Source organism: Delftia sp. K82 (genome assembly GCF_002193035.1).
Taxonomy (GTDB): domain Bacteria; phylum Pseudomonadota; class Gammaproteobacteria; order Burkholderiales; family Burkholderiaceae_C; genus Comamonas; species Comamonas acidovorans.
Genome location: NZ_MYFL01000004.1, coordinates 165,868 through 188,357, shown reverse-complemented (window position 1 = coordinate 188,357; position 22,490 = coordinate 165,868). Strand labels below are relative to the sequence as shown.

The following is a 22,490-nucleotide window of genomic DNA, read 5'->3' as shown; positions in this document are numbered from 1 at the left end:
TCCCCATGCGCATTGACCACCTGATCGACGGCAAGGCCGTCGCCGGCAAGGACTACTTCGAGACCGTCAACCCCGCCACCCAGGAGGTGCTGGCCGAGGTTGCCGCTGGCGGCGAGGCCGAGGTGCAGGCCGCCGTCGCCGCCGCGAAGAACGCCTTCCCGAAATGGGCCAACACGCCTGCCACCGAACGCGCCAAGCTCGTGCGCAAGCTGGGCGACCTGATCGCCCGCCATGTGCCCGAGATCGCGCAGACCGAGACCAACGACTGCGGCCAGGTCATCGCCCAGACCGGCAAGCAGCTGGTGCCGCGCGCGGCCGACAACTTCTACTACTTTGCCGAGATGTGCACGCGCGTGGACGGCCATACCTATCCCACGCCCACGCACCTGAACTACACCCTGTTCCACCCCGTGGGCGTGTGCGCGCTGATCTCGCCCTGGAACGTGCCCTTCATGACGGCCACCTGGAAGGTGGCGCCCTGCCTGGCCTTCGGCAACACGGCCGTGCTCAAGATGAGCGAGCTGTCGCCCATGACGGCCGCGCGCCTGGGCGAGCTGGCGCTGGAGGCCGGCATTCCGCCCGGCGTGCTCAACCTGGTGCACGGCTACGGCAAGGACGCGGGCGAGCCCCTGGTGCGCCACCGCGATGTGCGCGCCGTCTCGTTCACGGGCTCGACCCAGACCGGCAACCGCATCGTGCAGGCCGCCGGCCTCAAGAAATTCAGCATGGAGCTGGGCGGCAAGAGCCCCTTCGTGATCTTTGACGACGCCGACTTCGAGCGCGCGCTGGACGCGGCCGTGTTCATGATCTTCTCCAACAACGGCGAGCGCTGCACGGCCGGCAGCCGCATCCTGGTGCAAAAGGGCATCTACGCGAAGTTCGTGGACCGCTTCGTGGAGCGCGCCAGGAGGATCACCGTGGGCGACCCGCTGGACGAGTCCACCATCGTCGGCCCCATGATCAGCGCCAGCCACCTGGCCAAGGTGCGCCACTACATCGAACTGGGCCAGAAGGAAGGCGCCAGCATGCTGTGCGGCGGGCTCGATGCGCCCGTGCTGCCCGAGCGCGTGCGCAAGGGCAACTACGTGTTGCCCACGGTGTTTGCCGACGTGGACAACCGCATGCAGATCGCCCAGGACGAGATCTTCGGCCCCGTGGCCTGCATCATCCCCTTCAGCGACGAGGCTGAGGCCGTGCGCCTGGCCAACGACATCCAGTACGGCCTGTCCAGCTACGTCTGGACCGAGAGCGTGGGCCGCGCCCACCGCGTGGCCGCCGCCATCGAGGCCGGCATGTGCTTCGTCAACAGCCAGAACGTGCGCGACCTGCGCCAGCCCTTCGGCGGCACCAAGGCCTCGGGCACGGGCCGCGAGGGCGGCAGCTGGAGCTATGAAGTCTTTTGCGAGCCCAAGAACGTGGCCGTCTCGCTGGGCTCGCACCATATTCCGCACTGGGGCGTCTGAACGGGCGACCAACGACAACGACAAAGAGAACCGAGGAGACAAGACATGCAACGCCGCCATTTCCTGCAATCCACCGCAGCCACCACGGCCGCAGCGCTGATGCTCCCGGGCCTTTCCCGGGCCCAGCCCGGTAGCCCGGCCGGCACCTGGCCCGCAAAGCCGCTGCGCATCATCGTGCCCTTCACGCCGGGCGGCACCACCGACCTGGTGGCGCGCCTGGTGGGCACTGAGCTGGGCAAGTCCCTGGGCCAGCCTGGCATGGGCCACCCCGTCATCGTGGAGAACAAGCCCGGCGCGGGCACGGTGATCGGCGTGGACTATGTGTCCAAGCAGCCGGCCGACGGCTACACCCTGGTGTGCGTGGCCAACAGCTTCACGGCCAACAAGACGCTGGTGAAGAACCTGCCCTACGACACCACGCGCGACCTCAAGCCCGTGGCGCTGATGGGCCTGTCCGAGCATGTGCTGGCCACCCACCCGGGCAGCGGCCTGAAGACGCTGGCCGATCTGCGCAGCCGCGCCAAGGCCAGGCCCGGCGAGCTCAGCTATGCCTCGTTCGGCAACGGCACCTCGGCCCATCTGTCGGGCGCGCTGCTGTGCCAGGAGATGGGCATCGAGATGGTCCACATCCCCTACAAGGGCCAGGGCCCGGCGCTGGCCGACCTGCTGGGCGGCCAGGTGGACGTGATGTTCGGCAACTGGCCCGAGTTCCGCGGCCATGTGCAAAGCGGCAAGCTGGTGGCCCTGGGCATGGCCACGCGCCAGCGCTCGCAGTTCGCTCCCCAGGTGCCCACGCTGGCCGAGCAGGGCGTGGCGCTGGAATCCAACTCCTGGCAGGGTCTGCTGGCACCCGGCGCCACGCCCGATGCACTGGTGCAGCGCATCAACGCGGCCGTGGTCAAAGCCCTGGCCGAGCCCGCCGTGGTGGACGCCTTCGCGCGCGGCGGCATCGTCTCGCAGGCCGGCACGGCGCAGCAGTTCGCGGCCTTTGTCACCAGCGAAATCGCCAAGTACGAAGCCATCATCCGCCGCGCCAACATCACGCTGGGCTGAGGCCGACACCGGGAGCCGCCATGAGCCTGTACACCATGCAGAAATTCCTGTTCCAGCTCAACCGCGAGCCCGAGGTGCAGCGGCGCTTTGCCGAGGACCGCGCGGCGCTGCTGGCCGAGTACGCGCTGGAGCCCGAGGAGTACGAAGCCATGTTCCACGGCGACATCGGCAAGCTCTACGTGCTGGGCTGCAACGGCCAGCTGCTGATGCACTTCGCGCCGCTGCTGGGCATGCCCTGGGCCGACTACCTGCAGGCCATGCGCGATGGCGTGCAAAAGCACGGACCGGTGCGCGCGGGCGTCTACGCGATGACGACAGCCACCAACGAAAAGATCGCAGGAGTTTGAGATGAGTCTGGTATTTGCAGGCGTTTGCAGCCATGCGCCCGGCATCACGGGCCGCGCACACCTGGCCGATGCGGCCACCAAGGATGCCTTCCATGCCGCCTTCCGCGACATGGGCGCACGGCTGGAGGCGGCGCGGCCCGATGCCGTGATCGTCATCGCGGCCGAGCACTTCGCCAACTTCTTCATGAACAACATGCCGGCCTATGCCATCGGCATGGCCGACCACTACGAAGGACCCATCGAGGACCCGGCCTGGCTGGGCATAGAGCGCCACCGCATTCCCGGCAATGCCGAGCTGTCGCGGCGCCTGATCACCGAGGTCATGCAGACCGTGGACGTGGCCTTTGCCGAGGAGTGGAAGTTCGACCACGGCATCATGGTCCCGCTGCACTTTCTGACGCCGGCCTATGACAAGGACATCATCCCGGTCAACATCAACTGCCAGGGCCCGCCGCTGACGCCGCTGCACCGCGCCTGGGCCTTTGGCGAGGCCCTGCGCCGCGCCTGCGACAAGGCGCCCGAGCGCATCGCCATCGTGGGCACGGGCGGAATCTCGCACTGGCCGGCCACGCCCGACTCGGGCAAGGTCAACTGGGAGTGGGACCAGCAGTTCATGGACCGCTGGTGCCGCAACGACCGGGACGCGCTGCTGTCGTACACCGACGCCGAGACCTACCGCGACGGCGGCCAGGGCGGCTTCGAGATCCGCAGCTTCATCGCCGTGGCCGCTGCCGCGCGCGGCGCGGGTCAGGTGCTGTACTGCCAGCCCATTCCCATCTTCGCCGTGAGCTGCACGGCCGCCACCATGGAGGTGGCCTGAATGCCGCACGTGGTCATCCTCTACACGGCCAGCCTTGACGCGCACACCGACATGACGCAGCTGTGCCGCGCCCTGGCCGACACCATGCTCACCGTGCGTGCCGAAGACGGCGCCCAGGTCTTTCCCACGGGCGGCACGCGCGTGCTGGCCTACCCCGCGCCGCACAGCGCCGTGGCCGATGGCGGGGCCGCGGGCCGCGCAGCGGGCGGCGATGGCGACTACGGCTTCATCTACATCAACCTGCGCATGGGCAGGGGCCGCTCGGCCGCCGTGCAGCAGCAGGCCGGCGACGCCCTGCTGGCCTGCGCGCGCCGCCATCTGCAGCCGCTGTTCGCGCAGCGCCACCTGGGCCTGACCGTGCAGGTCGATGAAAGCCCGGGCCAGGTCTACGACGGCAAGCACAGCACCCTTCATCCCCTCTTTTCCAGGCCTTGAAATGTTTTCCCAAGAACTGTTGACCCAACTGGCCCAGGAGCTCGACCGCAGCGAGAAGACGCGCGTTCAGGTCGAGCATTTCTCCAAGCGCTTTCCCGGCATGACCGTGGAGGATGGCTACCGCGTCTCGCGCGAATGGGTGCGCCTGCAGATCGCGGCGGGCCGCAAGGTGATCGGCCACAAGATCGGCCTGACCTCGCGCGCCATGCAGATATCGAGCCAGATCGACGAGCCCGACTACGGCACCCTGCTCGACAGCATGCTCTACCGGTGCACGCCGGGTCAGGTGCTGGACATCCCGGCCGCGCGCTTCATCGCGCCGCGCGTGGAGGTGGAGCTGGCCTTCGTGCTCAAGGCGCCGCTGCGCGGACCGTGCCTGCCCGGCGGCAAGGAGATCACGCTGCAGGACGTGCTGGACGCCACCGACCACGTGACGCCGGCCATCGAGATCATCGACGCGCGCATCGAGCAGTTCGACCGCCACACCAAGGCCATGCGCAAGGTCTACGACACCATCAGCGACAACGCGGCCAATGCGGGCATCGTGGTCGGCGCCGGGCAGGCTGTTCCCGGGGTGCTTGACCTGCCTTGGTGCGGCGCCATACTGCGCCAGAACGGGGTGGTCGAGGAGACCGGCCTGGCTGCCGGCGTGCAGGGCCATCCCGCCATCGGCGTAGCCTGGCTGGCCAACAAGCTCTCGCCCTGGGGCGAAGCCCTGGAGGCCGGCCAGACCGTGCTGGCGGGCTCGTTCACGCGCCCCGTGGCCGCCAAGCCTGGCGACCTGTTCGATGCCGACTACGGCCCGCTGGGCCGCCTGCAATTCCGTTTTGTCTAGGCGCCGTCGTCCCGACGCCTGCCCCGCCCTTATTGGAGATTTCCCATGCCGCTTGCACTGCGCGACCCCAGCCTGCTCAAGAACCTCTGCCTGATCGACGGCCAATGGCTGGCCGCCGACGATGGCAGCCGCATCGACGTCCACAACCCCGCCACGGGCGAATCCGTGGGCCATGTGCCCCGCATGGGCGAGGCCGAGACGCAGCGCGCCATCGCCGCCGCCGAGCGCGCCTTCGCCCTCTGGAAGCAGCAGACCGCCGAGGCCCGCGCGCGCCTGCTGCATCGCTGGTTCGAGCTGATGATGGAGAACCAGGAGGACCTGGCCCTGATCATGACCAGCGAGCAGGGCAAGCCCCTGGCCGAGTCGCGCGGCGAGATCGCCTATGCGGCCTCCTACGTGCAGTGGTTTGCCGAGGAAGCGCGCCGCATCTACGGCTCCACCGTGCCCGCGCCCTGGGCCGACAAGCGCATCATCGTGACCAAGGAGCCCGTGGGCGTCTGCGCCGCGATCACGCCCTGGAACTTCCCGGCCGCCATGATCACGCGCAAGGTCGCGCCCGCCCTGGCGGCGGGCTGCACCATCATCGTCAAGCCCGCGCAGCAGACACCGCTGTCGGCCCTGGCCATGGCCGAGCTGGCCCAGCGCGCCGGCATTCCCGAGGGCGTGTTCAGCGTGATCACGGGCTCCTCGCGCGCCATCGGCGGCGTGCTCACGGCCAGCATGGCCGTGCGCAAGCTGACCTTCACGGGCTCCACCGAAGTGGGCCGCGTGCTGGCCGAGCAATGCGCGCCCACGCTCAAGAAGATGTCGCTGGAGCTGGGCGGCAACGCGCCCTTCATCGTCTTCGACGACGCGGACCTGGATGCCGCCGTCGAGGGCGCCATGGCCTCCAAGTACCGCAACACCGGCCAGACCTGCGTGTGCGCCAACCGCCTGCTGGTGCAGGACGGCGTGTACGACGCCTTCATGGCCAGGCTCAAGGTCGCCGTGCAGGCCCTCAAGGTGGGCAACGGGCTGGAGGCCGGCGTGGGCCAGGGCCCGCTGATCGACCAGGCCGCCGTGGACAAGGTCGAGGAGCTGGTGGCCGATGCCATGAAGAACGGCGCCGAGGTCGTGCTGGGCGGCAAGCGCCATGCGCTTGGCGGCACCTTCTACGAGCCCACCATCCTGGCCAACGCCACGGACCGCATGCGCATCGCCAGGGAAGAGGTCTTCGGCCCCGTGGCGCCCGTGTTCCGCTTCAAGACCGAGGAAGAGGCCATCCGCATGGCCAACGACACCGAGTACGGCCTGGCCGCCTACTTCTACGCCCGCGACGTGGGCCGCGTGTGGCGCGTGGGCGAGGCGCTGGAGTACGGCATGGTGGGCATCAACAGCGGCATCATCAGCACGGCCGTGGCGCCGTTTGGCGGCGTCAAGCAGTCGGGCATGGGCCGCGAGGGCGGCGCCGCCGGCATAGAGGAATACCTGAGCACCAAGTACCTGTGCATGGGCCACTGAGGCCGGACAATCACACCATGCAGACACCTGTGAACCGCTTCAAGGCCGCCATTGCGGCCGACCAACCCCAGATCGGCCTGTGGCTGGGCCTGGCCGACGCCTATTCGGCGGAAATCTGCGCGGGCGCCGGCTTCGACTGGCTCCTGATCGACGGCGAGCATTCGCCCAACGACACGCGCACCCTGCTGGCGCAGTTGCAGGCCATCGCGGCCTATCTCGACAGCCATGCCATTGCCCGCGTGCCCATGGGACACGGCGAGGTCGGCGAGATGCTGATCAAGCAGTACCTGGACATCGGCGTGCAGACCCTGCTCGTGCCCATGGTGGACACGGCCGAGCAGGCCGCGCGCATCGTGCGTGCCGCGCGCTATCCGCAGGCCGACGGCCAGGGCGGCATCCGCGGCATGGGCGGCGCACGCGCCTCGGCCTGGGGCCGGCGTGCCAACTACGCCCATGAAGCCAACGCCCAGGTCTGCGTGCTGGTGCAGGTGGAAACGCGCCAGGCGCTGGCCCACCTGGACGCCATTGCCGCCACCGAGGGCGTGGACGGCGTCTTCATCGGCCCGGCCGACCTGTCGGCCTCCATGGGCCACATCGGCAACCCCGGCCATCCCGAGGTGCAGGAGGCGATTGCCGACGCCATCGCGCGCATACGCCGCGCCGGCAAGGCGCCCGGCATCCTCACGCCCAACGAGGCCCTGGCGCGCAAGTACCTGGAGCTGGGCTGCACCTTCACGGCCGTGGGCCTGGACACCAGCGTGCTGGTGCAGGCCACCAGCGCCCTGGCTGCGCGCTTCAAGCAGGCAGCGGCCCCCGCGCCGAAAAGCCAGACCTATTGAGGCCCCGGCCTGACAAGGCGCCCGCAACGCCGCTCCGGGGAGGGAGCGGCGGCTGCATAGAATCCAGCCGACAGATGCTGCCGAACATGCCCCAGACCACGCCCTCTTTTGCCCCCGAGCCGCTGCGCGCCTTCTCGCGCTCCCTGCCCATGGCGCTGCTGCGCGCCCGCGAATCGGTCATGGTGCGCTTTCGGCCCATGCTGCGCGCCCATGGCCTGACCGAACAGCAGTGGCGCGTGCTGCGCGCCATGGCGGCGGTCACGCACAGGCTGCGGCCCATGGAGCTGTCGCAGGCCACCTACATCAGCATGCCAAGCCTTTCGCGCCTGCTCAAGACGCTGGAAGGCCGGCAGCTGGTGGAGCGCTCGCGCCACGCCAGCGACATGCGCGGCGCCGAGTTCGAGCTCACGGCGGCCGGCCACGCCATCGTGGCCGAGATCGCGCCGCATTCCTCCGAGACCTATGCCGAGATCGAGCGCCTGGTGGGCCATGAAGAGATCGAGCAGCTCTACGCCCTGCTCGACCAGGTCGTGCAGCGCCTGGGCGCGGCCGACGGCAGCCAGGCCGAGGAATAGCCGCCCCGGCACGCCGGTCGGGCACTGCCGGGCACAATCGCCCCATGCCGCAGCCGATTGCCGTCATCGACTTTGAAACCACGGGCATGGCGCCCGCCCAGGGCGCGCGTGCCACCGAGGTCGCCATCGTGCTGATCGAGGGCGGCCAGGTCGTGGACCGCTTCCAGAGCCTGATGCGCACGGGCGCCTGGATACCGCCCTTCATCACGCGGCTGACGGGCATCACCAATGCCATGGTCGCCGCCGCGCCGCCCGCCGAGGACGTGATGCGCGATGCCGCGCGCTTCGTGGGCAGCGCCCCCATGGTGGCGCACAACGCGGCCTTCGACAGCAAGTTCTGGCAGTCCGAACTGGCCCTGGCCGGCGAGGCCGCGCCCCAGCCCTTTGCATGCACCGTGCTGCTGTCGCGCCGCATCTACCCGGAGGCGCCCAGCCACAGCCTGAGCCGGCTCACCGCCCACCTGGGCCTGCCCGTGGCCGAGCGTGCCCACCGGGCGCTGGCCGATGCCGAGATGGCCGCCGCCCTGCTGGCGCGCATGCAGCAGGACCTATGCCGGCGCCATGCGCTGGCTTGGCCCGAGCATGCCCTGCTGATGCAGCTGCAGCGCTGCACGCGGGCCCGCATGAAGGCCTGGCTGAACGAGAACGCCGCGCCCGCCCAGATGAGCATGGCGCTGTGAGCCGGCGCCGGGCACACAGGGCAAAGACCTCCCTGGCAGAGGCCCCATCGGCCGCTTCTGCCGGCATCCGCACCCATAATGCAAGGTTGCTGCCCGGCTCCGGGCGCCCGTCCCAAACGCTGCAGCCCTGCTGCGGCCTTGCTGCCGCCTGGTTCTTGCACCCGTGAATTCCGCACTGCCTTCCGCCGCCATGGCCGCCCTGCCTCCACAGTCCCCGTTCTCGTCGCGCGAGTTCCGCGACGCGCTGGGCCAGTTCGCCACGGGCGTGACCATCGTCACCGCACGCAGCCCGCAGGGCCATCCGGTGGGCGTCACCGTGAGCTCGTTCAACTCCGTCTCGCTCACGCCGCCGCTGGTGCTGTGGAGCATGGCGCTGTCGGCGGCCTCGCTGCCCGTGTTCCAGCATTGCTCGCACTACGCCATCCACGTGCTGTCGGCCTCGCAAAAGCCCCTGGCCGAGCTGTTCGCGCGCAAGGGCGTGGACCGCTTCGCCAACACCGCCTGGCGCAGTTCGGCCCAGGGCGTGCCGCTGCTGTCCGAAGCCACCACCGTCTTCGAGTGCCGCAACCGCCATCGCCATGAAGAAGGCGACCATGTGATCTTCATCGGCGAGGTCGAGCAGTGCAGCCACCAGGCCGGCCACACGCCCCTGCTCTACCACGCAGGCCGCATGCACACGGGCGGCCTGGGCTGAGCCCGGGCCCGCAGCAGCACTCTCGTCGCCTCTTTCGGCGACTCCCCCATTCCCGTTCCTTCCCGCCTCCGGGTAATCCCCGGTCCGGGAAATTGGTGTCTGCGCATATTGTATATACAGGCTTATACATCTGATCGCAGACCCATCCGCAGGCTGATGAAGCCTTTGGATGCGGCAGCCATTTCACCAATGACGGGGGGAGACAGCACATGAGTTCACCATCTGCAGGCAGCCTGCACCGAGGGCTGTCGGCCCGCCATATCCGCTTCATGGCACTGGGCTCGGCCATAGGCACGGGGCTGTTCTACGGCTCGGCCAAGGCCATACAGCAGGCGGGGCCCTCGGTGCTGATCGCCTACCTGCTGGCGGGCGCGGCGGTCTACATGGTGATGCGCGCGCTGGGCGAGATGGCCGTGCACAACCCCGTGCCAGGCTCCTTCGGCCAGTACGCCAGCGATTACCTGGGGCCGTTCGCCGGCTTCGTCACGGGCTGGACCTATACCTTCGAGATGGTCATCGTCTGCCTGGCCGACGTGACGGCCTTCGGCATCTACATGGGCTTCTGGTTTCCCGAGGTGCCGCGCTGGATCTGGGTGCTGTCCATCGTCTGCTTCATCGGCGCGCTCAACCTGTGCTCGGTCAAGGTGTTCGGCGAGATGGAGTTCTGGCTGTCCCTGCTCAAGGTGGCGGCCATCATCGCCATGATCGGCGGCGGCCTGGGCATCATGGTGTTCGGCTTCGGCATGGCAGCCGACCAGGCGCCCACCGGCGTGCAGAACCTGTGGGTGCACGGCGGCTTCATGCCCCATGGCGTCTCGGGGCTGATCGCCTCGCTGGCGGTGGTGGTGTTCGCCTTCGGGGGCATCGAGATCATCGGCATCTCGGCCGGCGAGGCCAAGGACCCGGCGCGCGTGATCCCGCGCGCCATCAACGCCGTGCCGCTGCGCATCCTGCTGTTCTACGTGCTCACGCTGTTCGTGCTGATGAGCATCTTCCCCTGGCCGCAGATCGGCAGCCAGGGCAGCCCCTTCGTGCAGATCTTCAGCGGCCTGGGCATTTCCTCGGCCGCCACCATTCTCAACATCGTGGTGATCTCGGCGGCCGTGTCGGCCATCAACAGCGACATCTTCGGCGCCGGCCGCATGCTGTACGGCATGGCGCACCAGGGCCAGGCCCCCGCCGGCTTCGGCCGCGTCTCGCGCCATGGCGTGCCCTGGATGACCGTGGTGGTGATGGCCGTGGCGCTGCTGGCCGGCGTGGTGCTGAACTACCTGATCCCCGAGGACGTGTTCCTGCTGATCGCCTCCATCGCCACCTTCGCCACGGTCTGGGTCTGGCTGATGATCCTGCTGTCGCAGTTCGCGGCGCGCCGCCGCATGAGCCCGCAGCAGGTGGCCGCGCTGAAGTTCCCGGTCCCGCTGTGGCCCGCCGCGCCGCTGGCGGCCATCGGCTTCATGCTGCTGGTGCTGGGCGTGCTCGGCTACTTCCCCCACACCCGGGCAGCCCTGGTCGTGGGCGGCCTGTGGATCGTGCTGCTGGGCGCCGCCTACCTGCTGTGGGTGCGCCCCGCCGCCGCGCGTGCGCAGAGCGAGGCGATGCGGCCTGCGGCGAACGCGAACCACACTAGTGTGTACAGGCCTTAGTCGAACTCGACCTCGGTGGCCACCACCATCGCGCCATCGACCGAGAGCCGGCCCTTGACCTCGACCACACGCCCCACGGCAATTTGGGCAGCGCTGCCATCCTCGAAGCGCGCATTGCGATAGTCCACGCGCACGCCGCGCAGCTCGAAGATGCCGGCCAGGCTGTCGACAGCGGTGATGCGACCCTCGATCTCGAAGCCATCGTCACTGTCCAGCCGCAGCTTGCGCTCGACCTCGGAGGCGCGAAGCACCCCATCCTGGAACATACCCTCGACCTCGACCAGGTCGCCCGCGGCAAGGCCTGCGGGCAGGCGTGTGGCGCTGCCCGCGTCCACGCTCAGGCCGTCCACGACGAAGCGGGTCGGCGAGTCCATGCGGGTGATATGGCCGGTGACGTCGGCCTCCACGCCCGCCTGTTCGGGCAGCGTGGGACGCTGCACCGACAGTGCGGTGGCCACCCACAGGCCGGCGGCATCGGGCTGGCGCGCCAGGCGCAGGCTGACCACGTCGCCGGCAGCCAGCGCGGCGGCAACCTGCACGCCGCTCCAGTTGACGACGGCCTCGCCGATGCGCAGGGTGCGGCGCGACATGTCAACGGCATCCACAGGCGCGCGCAGGCGCCAGGGCTCGTCGGCGTCATCCTCGATCTCGATGCGGCTGGCAAGAATGCGGCCCTGCGCATCGCGCAGGCCGTGGACTTCCAGCACACGGCCGACCTGCAGCGCCGCCGCGCGGCCGTCCTCGAACACCGTGGCCGCATCGACGATCACGGTCTGGCCCAGTACGGTCAGCCGGTCGCCCACGACCGCGCTCAACGGACCTTCCAGATCGCTGCGCACAAGAATCTGGCGGGCCATGGCGCGCGCCACACCGTCGCTGCCGGTGGTCACGGGGTCGGCCGTGACATGGACCGCCATGCCCAGCTTGAGCGCATCGCTGGCCAGCAGGAAGCCATCGCCATCGGTGATCCGGGCCTGGCGCTCGTCATACCGCACCCCATTGACCAGGATGGAGCCGAAGCCGTCAATGGTGCCCGACGCATAGCTGGCGCTGGGAGTGACCGGCGTGGGGGCGGGCTTGTCAGCCCCGCCGCCGCCGCAGGCGGCCAGCAGCACGGACAGCGAGAGCGCGCCAGCGCCCAGGGCCCGGTGCAATGGCGGGGCGGAGCGGGAAAAGCGAAGAAAATGCATGGTGTTCGATGCCAGAAAGAAACAGATGAAAAGGCACCGCGGCGGGGCCATCGGTGCAACCGCCTGCAGTGTCGGCAAAGGCGTCTAAACCGCGCATGAATGGCGCGTTCATGCACTGTTTAAGAACGTGCACATAAGATGCGTGGCCGTGAAACTCCGCCTCGCACTTGCTGCCTTGCTGGCCCTGCCGCTGGCGCCCGCCTCTGCCACCACGCCAGCGGAGCATGAAAGCGTGCGCCGCGAGGTGCAATCGAAGCGCCTGCGGCCCTTGGCGGAAATCCTCCAGGACGTGCAGCAGCGCCACAAAGGGCGCGTCATCGACATCGAACTCGAGCGCGGCGCCGACGGCCGGCGCTGGTACGAAATCAAGCTCGCCAATGGCCAGCGCACGGAGATCTATATCGATGCAGTCACGGGACAGGACATCCCCCGGCCGGGCGCGACCACCGCCGTGCTGATACCCATGTCCGCCGTGGCGGCAGCCGTCACCCGCTTGCATCCCGGCACCGTGCTGCAGATCGAGCTGAAGGAAACGCGCAGCCCCAGGCCCTACTACGAGATCCAGCTGCTCACGCGCGAAGGCCGTGAGCAGCTGCTGCGCGCCGACGCCCAGACGGGCCGCATCCTGGTGGAGCCTGTCCTGAGCCGGGAGCAGGCCGCCACGCTGCAACCGCTGCCGCGCATTCTTGAGGAGCTGGAGCGCAAGTACCAGGCCCGTGCCACAGAGGCCGAGCTCAAGATCGACGTCCGGCAGCGCGCCTACTACGAGGTCGAGTTGCAGCTGAGCGCCGGCCGCAGCATCGAAGTGCATGTGGATGCGTACAGCGGCCAGCCCATCGAAGAGGACGGACTGCGCTGATGCGGGTGCTCATCGTCGAAGACGACGCCGATCTTGCTGCAGGCCTGCAGGCCATCCTGCAGGAGGCCGGCATGCTGGCCGAGTGCTGCGCGGACGGCCGCCTCGCCCAGGAACTGGGCAGCGTCGAACACTATGACGCCGCCTTGCTGGACCTGGGGCTGCCAGGACAGGACGGCGTCTCGGTGCTGCGCCATTGGCGCGAGCAGGGCCGCTCCTTTCCCGTGCTGGTGCTCACGGCCCGCAACCGCTGGAGCGACAAGCTCACGGCCTTCCAGGCCGGCGCGGACGACTACCTGACCAAGCCCTTTCTGCACGAGGAGGTCGTCACGCGGCTGCGCGTGCTGCACCGGCGCGCAGCAGGCAGCAGCCGGCCCCTGGTGCAGATAGGCCCGCTGGCCTACGACACCATGGCAGACCGCTTCACGCTCGAAGGACGGCCGCTTGCGCTGACCGCGCAGGAGCAACGCATCCTGAGCTTTCTGACCAACCGGCATGGACAGCTCGTCAGCCGCGCCGACATCAGCGAGCACGTCTACGCACGCGACCTGGACCCGGACTCCAACACCGTGGACGTGCTGGTCGGCCGCATCCGCCGCAAACTGTCCCCGCATGGCCTGATCCATACCGAGCGCGGACGGGGCTTTCGCCTGCAGCAGGCCAGCGGCGACCATGCGTCCTAGGCACTGGGGCCTGTCGGAGCGCCTGCTGGCACTGAGCCTGGTGGCCACGCTGGCCTGCGGCACGGCCGCCAGCTGGCTGCTGCGCGAGCAGTTGCACGATGCGGTGCTGCGCAGCTTCAAGGCCGGCCTGCAGGACCGTGCCGAGCGGCTGCAGGCCGAACTGCAGTCCCCGGGGCCCCTGACCGGACAGGGCACGCGGCTCAATCGCGGCGAGTTCGGCCGCATTTTCTCGGGCTGGTACTGGACACTGGAGCAGGACGGGCGGCTGCAGCAGTCGCGCTCGGTCTGGGACGACAGCCTGGAGCTGGACGACGCCCGTCCCTGGCCCCGGAACAAGGGCAGCGAGACGCTGCTGTCGCTGCGCGGGCCGCAGGGGCGCGAACTGCTGGGCCTGCGCCGCAGCTTCGATGTCGCGGGCCGGCGCGTGCAGCTGCATGTCTTCGGCCCGCTGGACGGTACGCGCCAGGAATGGCGCCGAATCGACCGCATCCTGCTGGTCACCGAGCTGGGCCTGGTCGCCGCGCTGCTGCTGTGCACGGTGGCGCTGGTGCGCCTGGGATTGCAGCCGCTGCGCAGCCTGCAGCAGGCGCTGCAGGACATGGAAGACGGCACACGCACGCAGCTGGGGCGGCACTTCGGCCCCGACCTGGACCCGATTGCCGAGGCCGTGGACCAGGTGCTGCAGCGCAATGCCCAGGTCGTGGAGCGCGCGCGCCACCAGGCAGCCGACCTGAGCCATGCGCTCAAGAAGCCGCTGGCCGTGCTCGGCATCCAGGCACGCGGCCATCAGGTCGATGGCCCGTGGCTGCGTGACCAGGTACAGGCCATGTCCCACACCATCGACCGCCATCTGGCGCGCTTCGCCAGCGGCGCCGGCAGCGCCGGCAGCGTGGCGCTGGATGAGGTGCTGGCCCGGCTGCTGGATGCCATGCGCCAGATCCACGCCCAGCGGCGCCTGTCCTGGTCCATCCAGACCTCCACGCCGCTGCCCGGCCATGGGCTGCGCTGGCGCGGTGCGGCCTCGGACCTGGAGGAGATGGCGGGAAACCTGCTGGACAACGCCGGCAAGTGGGCACGCAGCCGCGTCACGCTGACCGTATGCCAGGATGGCACGACGACGCTGCTGCAGATCGATGACGACGGCCCAGGCCTGGCGCCGGAGCATCTCGCGCAGGCCATGGAACGCGGTGTCCGCTTCGACGAACAGGCCCAGGGCCACGGCCTGGGCCTGGCCATCGTGCGCGACATCGCCGAGACCTATGGTGGATCGCTGGAGATGGGGCCGAGCCCGCTGGGCGGGTTGCGCTGCACGCTGCGCCTGGGCTGAGCACGGCGCCGGGCGGCGCTCAGCGCGAGGCGTCGGGCAGTTCGATCTTGACTTCGAGCACTTCCAGGTTTTCCTGGCGCTCCAGGTGCACCTTGATGTCGTTGACGTCGATGTCCACGTACTTGGAGATCACCGCCATCAGCTCCTTTTGCAGCGCAGGCAGGTAGTCGGGACCGCCGCCATTGCCGCCCACGCGTTCGCGCGCGAGGATGATCTGCAGGCGCTCCTTGGCCACCGAGGCCGTCTTCTTCTTTTCTCCGAGCAGGAAAGAGAGCATGGACATGGCCGCTTACCTCCCCCCGAACATGCGTTTGAAGAAGCCGGGCTTTTGCGCTTCGGTGAAGCGCATGGGCTTTTCCTCGCCCAGGAAGCGTGCCACCACGTCCTGGTAGGCCTCGGCCACGTCCGAGCCCTGCATGTGCACGGCGGGAATGCCCTGGTTGGAGGCCTGCAGCACGGTTTCGGATTCGGGCACGACGCCGATCAGCTCGATGCGCAGGATGTCCTGGATGTCCTCCAGCGACAGCATCTGGCCGTCCTGCACGCGGTTGGGGTTGTAGCGCGTGATCAGCAGGTGTTCCTTGACGCTCTCGCCCGCGATGGCGCGCGCGGTCTTGGAGCTGAGCATGCCCAGGATGCGGTCGGAGTCGCGCACCGAGGAGACTTCCGGGTTGGTCACGACCAGGGCCTCGTCGGCGAAGTGCATGGCGATCAGGGCGCCGCTTTCGATGCCGGCCGGCGAATCGCAGATGATGTACTCGAAGTCCATGCCCGCCAGGTCGTCCAGGATCTTCTTGACGCCGTCCTGCGTCAGCGCATCCTTGTCACGCGTCTGGGAGGCGGCCAGCACGAAGAGGTTGTCGCACTGCTTGTCCTTGATCAGGGCCTGGTTGAGGTTGGCCTCTCCCTGGATGACGTTGATCAGGTCGTAGACCACGCGGCGCTCGCAGCCCATGATGAGGTCCAGGTTGCGCAGGCCCACGTCGAAATCGATGACGGCGGTCTTGTGCCCGCGCAATGCGAGGCCCGATGCGAAGCTGGCGCTGGTGGTGGTCTTGCCCACGCCACCCTTGCCGGAGGTCACGACGACTATTTTGGCCATGTTTGCACGGTTCCTTAAAGACTGGAGAGCAAAGAAGAGGGGTCCGGTGTCATACCGGCTCGATGAGGATTTTCTCGCCGTCGAGACGCACCTTGGCGGGCCTGGCAGCCACGTCCGCCGGGAGATCGGTCTCGATTGTGCGATAGATGCCGGCAATCGACAGCAGCTGTGCTTCCATGCAGGTGCTGAAGATGCGAGCCTCGGTGTTGCCGCGTGCCCCGGCGATGGCTCTGCCGCGCAGCGGCGCGTAGACATGGACGTTGCCGTCGGCGATGACTTCGGCGCCATAGCTGACCATGGCCAGCACCACGATGTCGGTGCCGCGCGCATAGACGCGCTGGCCCGAGCGCAGCGGCTTGTCCACGATGAGGGCGTCGGCCTGGGGAGCAGGCACCTCGCGCACCACCTCGACCTCGCGCACGACTTCCTGGATCTCGATCTCGGGCACCGTGGGCCGCACGGGTGCGGCCTCGGGCGCGGGCGCCAGGCCTGCGGCACGCGCCGCTTCCATCTGCGCCGGGCTGCCGCCGCGCACGGCCACGGGCACGGTGCGGTGAAAGCGCAGCGCCTCCACGAGCACGGCGAAGTCGATGGCCTCCTCGGCATCACGCACATGGGCCAGGTCGATCAGCACGGGGTCGTTGTCGAAGAAATCCGGGTCGTCGGCCAGGCGCTGGGCCAGGTCGGCCACGAGCGCACGTACGTCGGTATCCCGCAGGGTCACGGCCACCACGGGCAGCTGCGCGCTCTTGAGGTCGAAGCTGGGGCGGGCAGTACTCGTCGTTTCAACGGCCATGGGACTGGGAGTGCGGTGGATGGGAGAGTTGCCTCTCGACGCGCAAAGTGTACTGTGTGCGCAGTACATGGGCGCCCACTCCCGCCGGGAGGCCGGCACCGGGGAGTGTCCATTTGTGTTGTGTCACACACGGCCCATGCCCCCGTGGCGGGGGCCGGGCAGGCCCGGTCACTGAAACCGGGGCTTACGCTTCTCCACGAAGGCCATCACGGCCTCGCGGTGGTCGGCGGTCTTGTGGGCCAGGGCCTGGTAGCCGGCCGACAGCTCCAGCAGCGACTCCAGCGTGCTGTGTTCTCCCTCGCGCAGCAGGCGCTTGGTCATGCGCATCACGGCGCCGGGGTTGGCGGCGATCTTGTCGGCCAGCGCGCGCGCCGTGGGCAGCAGCTGGTCGGCGGGCACGACGCGGCTGACCAGGCCACAGGCCAGGGCCTGCTGCGCGTCAATGGCCTCGCCCGTGAATGCCATCTCGGCCGCCTTGGCGCGGCCCACGGCGCGCGGCAGCAGCCAGGCACCGCCGTCCCCGGGGACGATGCCCACGCGCACGAAGCTCTCGGCAAAGGTGGCCGTCTCGCTGGCGATGCGGATGTCGCACATGCAGGTCAGGTCCAGCCCCGCGCCGATGGCCGGGCCGTTGATGGCGCAGATCACGGGCACGTCCAGCTGGTTGAGGGCGCGCGGAATGCGCTGTATGCCCTGGCGGTACTCCTCGCGGATGGCGTCGGGCGTGAGCGCGTCGTCGAAGAAGCGCTGCATGTCCTTGACGTTGCCGCCCGAGCTGAAGATGGGGCCGGCGCCCGTGAGGATGACGGCCTTGACCGAGGCATCGCGCCGGATCTCGTCGCAGACCTGCACGAATTCCTCCGCGGCCGTGTTGCCCGTGAGCGCGTTGCGCGTCTCGGGCTGGTTCATGGTGAGGGTCCAGATGGCGCCGTCGCGCGCGATGTTCAGAAAGGGCATGGATGGGGTTCCTTCGAGAGCCTGTCAGGCGGTGATATTGGCGGTGATATCGGTGGTGGAGCGGATCAGATCCAGCGTGCTGCCCGCGTGGCCATGGACCAGCGCGGCACCCGCCACGCCATGCCAGTACGACTCGGAGCCGGCCGTCTGGCGCCAGGCATGCAGGCGGCGGGTGAGCAGTTGCAGGTCGTATTCCTCGGTGAAGCCCATGGCGCCGTGGATGGCGTGGGCCGCCTCGGCCACGGCCAGCGCGGCCTGGCTGCAGCGCGCCTTGGCCACGGCCACGCGCAGCCGCTCGGGGAAGATGCCCTGCCCCGCGCAGCCCAGCCGGGCGGCCATGCGCGCGGCGAAGACATGCTCGCTCATCACCGCCAGCTGGTGCTGAATGGCCTGGAACTTGCCGATGGGGCGGCCGAACTGCTGGCGCTCGTTCGCATACTGCAGCGTGCGCTGGAACACCTCCATGAGCGCGCCCGCGAGCTGCGCCGCCACCAGGCCGGCCTGCAGCGTGCGCAGGTCCAGCCCATCCGGCAGGGCGATAGCGGGAGCAGGTGCTGCGCGGACCTGATCGGCGCTCCAGCGCAGGTTCACGTCCAGGCAGAAGGCCGCCGGTTCGGACTGCGCCTGCGCCACGGGCAGCAGGCTACAGCCCTGCGCATGCTGCACCAGCACGCTGGCCGCCACCGCGCCCAGGCGCACGGGTGCGCAGTGCAGGCTGCCATCCGGCTGGAGCAGGCCTTGCGCCAACGCGATGGCGCCTGGTGGACGCTCCGCCCCCGCGCCAGCCAGCAGCGCGCGCGCCAGCATGGTCTCGCCCAGCGGCACGGGCAGCGTATGGGCGCCGGCCAGCGACCACACATCGAACAGCTGCGCCAGCGCCAGCCCCGCGCCGCCCGCGTGCTCGGGCACCAGGGCATCGGCAAAGCCGGCCTGCTCCAGCGATTGCCACAGCGCCCGGGGCGAGCCCCCGGCCTCGATGGCGCGCACCCGCGCGGGCGTGCACTCGCCCTGCAGCAGCTGGCGTGCGGCATCGGCAAACAAATCGTCTTCCATGTCTCTCTCCATTCATGACACATGACGCCAGGCCTTGGGCGTTCCGTTTGAAACTGGCGCACCTTTAACACCAGGGACACCGAGGAAGGGCCGCCCCGCACCGAGGGTGTCGTCCCCCCCGCGAAGCGAGAGGGGGAAGACGCGCAGCGGCTCAGGGGGCGCTTCGTGTCAACGAAGCCCCAAACCTCGCGCGATCATTCCGCGCAGGATGTCGCGCGTGCCGCCGCGCAGCGAATACGAAGGTGCCACCTCCGTCACGTAGTTGAGGGTGCGCAGCAGCTCCAGCGGAACCTCGGACGCCTCGCGTGCGAACAGGTCGTCGGCAATGGCGGCGGGAATGGACTGCTCCAGCGTCGTGCCCAGCTCCTTGACCAGGGCCGCCTCGACGATGGGGCTTTCGCCGCGCACCAGCTTGTCCTGCACGGCCACCGACATGGCGCGCAGCGGGGCCAGCTCGGTGAACACGCGGCCGGCCAGGCGCAGCGCGCCTTCGCTGCGCTCGCCCGTTGCACGCAGCCAGGCCAGCCATTCGTCGAACAGCACGATGCTGGAGAACAGCCGCTCGGGCCCGCTGCGCTCGAAGGCCAGCTCGGCCGTGACCTGCTCCCAGCCCTGGCCTTCCTGGCCGATCAGGGCGTCGGGCGGCAGCTGCACGTTGTCGAAGAAGACTTCGCAGAAATGGCTGTCGCCCGAGAGGTCGGTGATGGGCCGCACGGTCACGCCCGGCAGCGACAGGTCCACGATGACCTGGGACAGCCCCTTGTGCCGGTCACCCGCCTCGCCCGAGGTGCGCACCAGGGCGATCATGTAGTGGCAGTGGTGGGCGTTGGTGGTCCAGATCTTCTGGCCGTTGAGCACGAAGCCCTTGTCGTTCGGCACGGCGCGCGTCTTCACGCTGGCCAGGTCCGAGCCCGCGCCGGGCTCGCTCATGCCGATGCAAAAGAAGGCCTCGCCCCGGCAGATGCGCGGCAGGTAGAACTGCTTTTGCGCCTCGGTGCCGTACTTGAGGATCAGCGGGCCGCTCTGGCGGTCGGCAATCCAGTGCGAGCCCACGGGCGCGCCGCAGGCCAGGTATTCCTCCACCAGCACGTAGCGCGTGAAGGCGCTGCGCCCGCCACCGCCGTACTCGCGCGGCAGGGTGACGCCTATCCAGCCCTTTTCGCCCAGTTGCCGGCTCAATTCGGCGCTGTAGCCGCCCCAGGAGCGCGCACGCACATGGGGCGGCAGGCCGCTTATGGCCTGGGCGAGGAAGGCGCGCACCTCGGCGCGCAGGGCTTCGTCCTCGGCGGGGATGCGGGTCAGGGCAAGGGAATCAAGCACGCTCATTGCAGGGCTCCATGGTTGGACCCCACTCTAGGCAGCCGGTCTGTCGCAGTCCAATATTAAAAACCGAGCCACTGATACCGTTTGAATATCAGGCAGCCTGTGCCTTGGCATGCTGCGCCGCAAAGCCCACATACCAGTCCAGGCAGCCCGGGTTGGCCATGGCCTCCTTGTTGACCACCTTGTCCAGCGGCTGGCCCAGCATCAGCTTCTTGATGGGCAGCTCCTGCTTCTTGCCGCTGAGCGTGCGCGGGATTTCGGCCACCTGCACGATCTCGTCGGGCACGAAGCGCGGCGACAGGGCCTGGCGGATGGCGCCCTGCAGGCGGGCGCGCAGGGCGTCGTCCAGCACCACGCCCGGGCGCAGCACCACGAACAGCGGCATGTAGCTTTCGCGGCCCAGGTATTCGAGGTCCACGACCATGGAGTCCAGCACTTCGGGCAAGGCCTCGACGGCGCTGTAGATCTCGCTGGTGCCCATGCGCAGGCCGTGGCGGTTGATGGTGGCGTCGCTGCGGCCGTAGATGATGCAGCCGCCCTCCGGGAGGATGCGTATCCAGTCGCCGTGGCGCCAGACCGGGCCCATGGCGGCAGGGCCGTCGCCGCCACCGGGCGCGCGGCCATGGCCGGCCGGGTACATGTCGAAGTAGCTGGACAGGTAGCGCTTGCCGTCCGCATCGCCCCACAGGTACAGAGGCATGGACGGGATGGGCTGGGTGCAGACCAGCTCGCCCACCTCGTCGATGACGGGCTGGCCCTGCTCGTTCCACGCCTCGACGGCCGCGCCCAGCTGGCGGCACTGCATGATGCCCGGCTGCTGGGGCAGCTCGCGGTGGCCGCCGATGAAGGCGCCCGCGAAGTCGGTGCCGCCCGAGATGTTGTTCCACCAGATGTCAGGCCGCCCCATGCCTGCGAACTGCGCCGTGCCCCAGCTTTGCACCTCCGGCGACAGCGGCGAGCCCGTGGTGCCCAGGCTGCGGATGCGCGACAGGTCGCCGCACTGCGCCAGCTCCACGCCGGCCTTCATGCAGTTGGCGTAGAAGGCCGCGCCCGAGCCGAAGCTGGTCACGCCGGTCTCGGCCGCGAAGCGCCACAGCACGCCCCAGTCGGGCCTGTCCTTGCTGCCGCCGGGGCTGCCGTCGAAGATCACGCAGGTGGTGCCGCCCAGCAGGCCCGAGACCTGGGCATTCCACATCACCCAGCCCGTGGAGCTGTACCAGTGGTAGCGCTCGCCCCAGCTGTTGGGGTGGTAGCTGCAGCCCACGTCGTTGTGCAGGGCCTTGAGCTGCAGGGCCACCAGCACCATGCCGCCATGGCCGTGGACGATGGGCTTGGGCAGGCCAGTGGTGCCGCTGGAGTAGACGATCCACAGCGGGTGGTCGAAGGGCAGCCATTCGGGCTCGAAGGCCGCCGTGGCCGAGTCGTCGCGCGCCGTGACCTGGCCGTAGTCGGCGGCATCGGCCAGCCTCGCCTGCAGGTCCAGGTTGGGCACAAGGACCACATGCTCCACGCTGGGCAGGCCTGCGCGCAGCTCCGCCAGCACGGCCATGCGGTCGATATCGCGCCCGGCGTAGTGCACGCCATCGACGGCGATCAGCGCCTTGGGCGCGATCTGGCGAAAGCGGTCCAGCACCGCGTTGGTGCCCATGTCGGGCGCGCAGATGCTCCAGACGGCGCCCAGGCTGGCCGTGGCCAGCAGGGCGACCATGGCCTCGGGGATGTTGGGCAGGTAGGCGGCCACGCGGTCGCCGCGGCCCACGCCCTGGGCCTTCAGGTGCAGGGCCAGGGCGGCGACCTGCCGGCGCAGCTCGGGCCAGGACAGTTCGCGGTGGCGGCCCGTCTCGTTGCGGCTGACCACGGCGGGCATGCCGGCCGCATGGGCGGCATCCACATGGCGCAGCGCCTGGCGCGTGTAGTTGATCTGGGCGCCCGGAAACCACTGGGCGCCGGGCATGGTGTTGCGCTCCAGCACGGCCGTGTGCGGCGTGGGCGACTGCAGCGCGTTGTAGTCCCAGATGCTTTGCCAGAAGGCGTCCAGGTCGGTCACCGACCAGCGCCACAGCGCGTCGTAGCTGTCGAACTGCAGGCCGTGGCGCTCGCGCAGCCAGTCCTGGTACAGGCGGATCTGGGGGATGAAGGCAGGGGTATGGCTCATGACCGGCCACGGTACGCGCGCGCTGCCCGCGAGCCCAGACGGGAAAGCCACTAGCCTGGCACCTGGGCGACAAAGTCTGCGGGCCGGAACGCGTATCTGCGCACAAACACTGGGAAAAAATTTCCGCTCCACCCCACCTGCCAGAAAACAAATGCCTCTAATAT

At 69.1% G+C, this 22,490-nt stretch carries 23 protein-coding genes; 15 read left to right on the top strand and 8 right to left on the bottom strand.

The genetic code is table 11. The features are described 5' to 3' along the window. Nucleotides 1-5 precede the first annotated feature (5 nt). The 12 genes from hpaE to KDK82_RS24205 all read left to right on the top strand — a co-directional run bounded on the left by hpaE (nucleotide 6) and on the right by KDK82_RS24205 (nucleotide 10,884). On the top strand, nucleotides 6-1,463 hold the full coding sequence (gene hpaE, locus KDK82_RS24260; RefSeq protein WP_034365845.1) for a 5-carboxymethyl-2-hydroxymuconate semialdehyde dehydrogenase: 1,458 nt from the start codon (nucleotides 6-8) through the stop codon (nucleotides 1,461-1,463). A gap of 45 nt (nucleotides 1,464-1,508) precedes the next feature. Further along, nucleotides 1,509-2,516 carry a tripartite tricarboxylate transporter substrate binding protein gene (locus tag KDK82_RS24255; RefSeq protein WP_088166455.1) on the top strand — a complete coding sequence of 336 codons (1,008 nt, stop codon included), beginning with the start codon at nucleotides 1,509-1,511 and terminating at the stop codon, nucleotides 2,514-2,516. A 20-nt stretch (nucleotides 2,517-2,536) separates the two neighbouring features. Beyond that, complete coding sequence (locus KDK82_RS24250; RefSeq protein ID WP_012202043.1) at nucleotides 2,537-2,863, top strand: aromatic ring-opening dioxygenase subunit LigA; 327 nt, start codon at nucleotides 2,537-2,539, stop codon at nucleotides 2,861-2,863. A gap of 1 nt (nucleotide 2,864) precedes the next feature. Next, nucleotides 2,865-3,683 (top strand): extradiol ring-cleavage dioxygenase, encoded by an 819-nt coding sequence (locus tag KDK82_RS24245; protein WP_088166454.1) that lies wholly within the window; start codon nucleotides 2,865-2,867, stop codon nucleotides 3,681-3,683. Continuing rightward, nucleotides 3,684-4,118 carry a 5-carboxymethyl-2-hydroxymuconate Delta-isomerase gene (locus KDK82_RS24240; RefSeq protein ID WP_012202041.1) on the top strand — a complete coding sequence of 145 codons (435 nt, stop codon included), beginning with the start codon at nucleotides 3,684-3,686 and terminating at the stop codon, nucleotides 4,116-4,118. It begins immediately after the preceding gene. 1 nt (nucleotide 4,119) lies between these two features. Further along, nucleotides 4,120-4,953, top strand: a complete 834-nt coding sequence (gene hpaH / locus KDK82_RS24235) for a 2-oxo-hept-4-ene-1,7-dioate hydratase (protein ID WP_088166453.1) — start codon at nucleotides 4,120-4,122, stop codon at nucleotides 4,951-4,953. A gap of 45 nt (nucleotides 4,954-4,998) precedes the next feature. Beyond that, nucleotides 4,999-6,453: an NAD-dependent succinate-semialdehyde dehydrogenase gene (locus KDK82_RS24230; protein WP_088166452.1), complete on the top strand. Its 1,455-nt coding sequence runs from the start codon at nucleotides 4,999-5,001 to the stop codon at nucleotides 6,451-6,453. Between the two features lie 17 nt (nucleotides 6,454-6,470). Continuing rightward, on the top strand, nucleotides 6,471-7,292 hold the full coding sequence (locus KDK82_RS24225) for an aldolase/citrate lyase family protein (protein ID WP_088166451.1): 822 nt from the start codon (nucleotides 6,471-6,473) through the stop codon (nucleotides 7,290-7,292). Nucleotides 7,293-7,378: 86 nt separating this feature from the next. After that, nucleotides 7,379-7,867 (top strand): homoprotocatechuate degradation operon regulator HpaR, encoded by a 489-nt coding sequence (hpaR, locus tag KDK82_RS24220; protein ID WP_013800005.1) that lies wholly within the window; start codon nucleotides 7,379-7,381, stop codon nucleotides 7,865-7,867. Between the two features lie 44 nt (nucleotides 7,868-7,911). Continuing rightward, nucleotides 7,912-8,547 carry a PolC-type DNA polymerase III gene (locus tag KDK82_RS24215; RefSeq protein WP_063327830.1) on the top strand — a complete coding sequence of 212 codons (636 nt, stop codon included), beginning with the start codon at nucleotides 7,912-7,914 and terminating at the stop codon, nucleotides 8,545-8,547. Between the two features lie 190 nt (nucleotides 8,548-8,737). Further along, nucleotides 8,738-9,241 (top strand): flavin reductase family protein, encoded by a 504-nt coding sequence (locus KDK82_RS24210; protein ID WP_012202035.1) that lies wholly within the window; start codon nucleotides 8,738-8,740, stop codon nucleotides 9,239-9,241. A 209-nt stretch (nucleotides 9,242-9,450) separates the two neighbouring features. Next, nucleotides 9,451-10,884: an amino acid permease gene (locus tag KDK82_RS24205; RefSeq protein ID WP_065344940.1), complete on the top strand. Its 1,434-nt coding sequence runs from the start codon at nucleotides 9,451-9,453 to the stop codon at nucleotides 10,882-10,884. Here KDK82_RS24205 and KDK82_RS24200 read toward each other — a convergent pair. Next, the gene (locus KDK82_RS24200) at nucleotides 10,881-12,074 is read right to left on the bottom strand and encodes a DUF5666 domain-containing protein (RefSeq protein ID WP_088166684.1); all 1,194 of its coding nucleotides are present in this window, start codon (nucleotides 12,072-12,074) and stop codon (nucleotides 10,881-10,883) included. The genes KDK82_RS24205 and KDK82_RS24200 overlap by 4 nt on opposite strands. Nucleotides 12,075-12,222: 148 nt before the next feature. Here KDK82_RS24200 and KDK82_RS24195 point away from each other — a divergent pair, with 148 nt between their 5' ends. From KDK82_RS24195 to KDK82_RS24185, 3 genes are read left to right on the top strand one after another with little or no spacing between them, the layout of a single operon-like run. Beyond that, nucleotides 12,223-12,933: a PepSY domain-containing protein gene (locus tag KDK82_RS24195; RefSeq protein WP_256974544.1), complete on the top strand. Its 711-nt coding sequence runs from the start codon at nucleotides 12,223-12,225 to the stop codon at nucleotides 12,931-12,933. After that, nucleotides 12,933-13,613 (top strand): response regulator transcription factor, encoded by a 681-nt coding sequence (locus tag KDK82_RS24190; RefSeq protein WP_016452258.1) that lies wholly within the window; start codon nucleotides 12,933-12,935, stop codon nucleotides 13,611-13,613. Before KDK82_RS24195 ends, KDK82_RS24190 begins: the two co-directional genes overlap by 1 nt. After that, nucleotides 13,603-14,940: a sensor histidine kinase gene (locus tag KDK82_RS24185; RefSeq protein WP_065344941.1), complete on the top strand. Its 1,338-nt coding sequence runs from the start codon at nucleotides 13,603-13,605 to the stop codon at nucleotides 14,938-14,940. Before KDK82_RS24190 ends, KDK82_RS24185 begins: the two co-directional genes overlap by 11 nt. Nucleotides 14,941-14,959: 19 nt before the next feature. Here the strand turns inward: KDK82_RS24185 and minE are convergent, their stop codons facing one another. The 7 genes from minE to KDK82_RS24150 form a co-directional block, all read right to left on the bottom strand. Further along, the gene (gene minE, locus KDK82_RS24180) at nucleotides 14,960-15,223 is read right to left on the bottom strand and encodes a cell division topological specificity factor MinE (RefSeq protein ID WP_012202033.1); all 264 of its coding nucleotides are present in this window, start codon (nucleotides 15,221-15,223) and stop codon (nucleotides 14,960-14,962) included. A gap of 6 nt (nucleotides 15,224-15,229) precedes the next feature. After that, a complete protein-coding gene (gene minD, locus KDK82_RS24175; RefSeq protein WP_012202032.1) occupies nucleotides 15,230-16,042 on the bottom strand; it encodes a septum site-determining protein MinD in 813 nt (270 codons plus the stop codon). A 49-nt stretch (nucleotides 16,043-16,091) separates the two neighbouring features. Then, nucleotides 16,092-16,838, bottom strand: coding sequence for a septum site-determining protein MinC (gene minC / locus KDK82_RS24170; RefSeq protein ID WP_088166449.1), 747 nt, complete (start codon nucleotides 16,836-16,838; stop codon nucleotides 16,092-16,094). Nucleotides 16,839-17,006: 168 nt separating this feature from the next. Continuing rightward, entirely contained in the window at nucleotides 17,007-17,795 is a 789-nt protein-coding gene (locus KDK82_RS24165; RefSeq protein ID WP_088166448.1) for a crotonase/enoyl-CoA hydratase family protein, read from the bottom strand. Between the two features lie 24 nt (nucleotides 17,796-17,819). After that, nucleotides 17,820-18,848, bottom strand: coding sequence for an acyl-CoA dehydrogenase family protein (locus KDK82_RS24160; RefSeq protein WP_088166447.1), 1,029 nt, complete (start codon nucleotides 18,846-18,848; stop codon nucleotides 17,820-17,822). Nucleotides 18,849-19,016: 168 nt separating this feature from the next. Beyond that, nucleotides 19,017-20,174 carry an acyl-CoA dehydrogenase family protein gene (locus KDK82_RS24155; RefSeq protein WP_047217563.1) on the bottom strand — a complete coding sequence of 386 codons (1,158 nt, stop codon included), beginning with the start codon at nucleotides 20,172-20,174 and terminating at the stop codon, nucleotides 19,017-19,019. An 88-nt stretch (nucleotides 20,175-20,262) separates the two neighbouring features. Continuing rightward, complete coding sequence (locus tag KDK82_RS24150) at nucleotides 20,263-22,326, bottom strand: acetoacetate--CoA ligase (protein ID WP_088166446.1); 2,064 nt, start codon at nucleotides 22,324-22,326, stop codon at nucleotides 20,263-20,265. Nucleotides 22,327-22,490 lie beyond the last annotated feature (164 nt).